At 59.2% G+C, this 763-nt stretch carries 1 protein-coding gene; it reads right to left on the bottom strand.

Annotated elements, in window-relative coordinates; all coding sequences use genetic code 11:
* On the bottom strand, nt 1-763 hold a 763-nt coding region (locus AC1DRJ_RS30735), incomplete at both ends, for a thiolase family protein (RefSeq protein ID WP_477805426.1).

Raw genomic sequence — 763 nt, 5'->3', positions numbered from 1 at the left:
CCGCCCCCCACGCACATGGTGACAATGCCGTAACGCAGTTTGCGCCGCTGCAATTCCCGCACGAGATGCCCGACCTGACGCGAACCGGTCATGCCGAACGGGTGGCCAATGGAAATCGACCCGCCACTGACGTTGTACTTCTCGTTATCGATCTCCAGCCGATTACGGCTGTACAGGCATTGCGAGGCAAACGCCTCGTTGAGTTCCCACAGATCAATATCGGCGACCTGCAAGCCCTTGGCCTTGAGCAGTTTCGGCACCGAGAAAACGGGACCGATGCCCATCTCATCCGGCTCGCACCCGGCGACCGTGAAACCACGGAAGAACGCTTTGGGCTTCAAGCCCAATTCCAGYGCTTTTTCCAGGCTCATCACCAGCGTCATCGACGCCCCGTCGGACAGCTGCGAAGAGTTGCCTGCGGTGACCGAACCGTCTTCGGCAAATACCGGTTTCAAGCCCGCCAGGCTTTCCAGCGTGGTATCCGGGCGATTGCAGTCGTCGCGATCGACGATGCCATCGAGGATTTGAATCTGCCCGGTGGTCTTGTCTTCGACCCGATACTTCACCGCCATCGGTACGATTTCATCATCGAACAAACCGGCAGCCTGAGCCTGAGCGGTGCGCTGCTGACTTTGCAGTGCGTACAAGTCCTGCTCTTGGCGACTGACGTTGTAACGACGCGCGACGATTTCGGCGGTCTGCCCCATCGGGAAATAGATGCCCGGCACCTGCTCCTTCAGCAGCGGGTTGATCAGGTTATCGG

Source organism: Pseudomonas sp. P5_B2, assembly GCF_056400445.1.
This window is presented reverse-complemented; position numbering and strand designations above follow the sequence as displayed.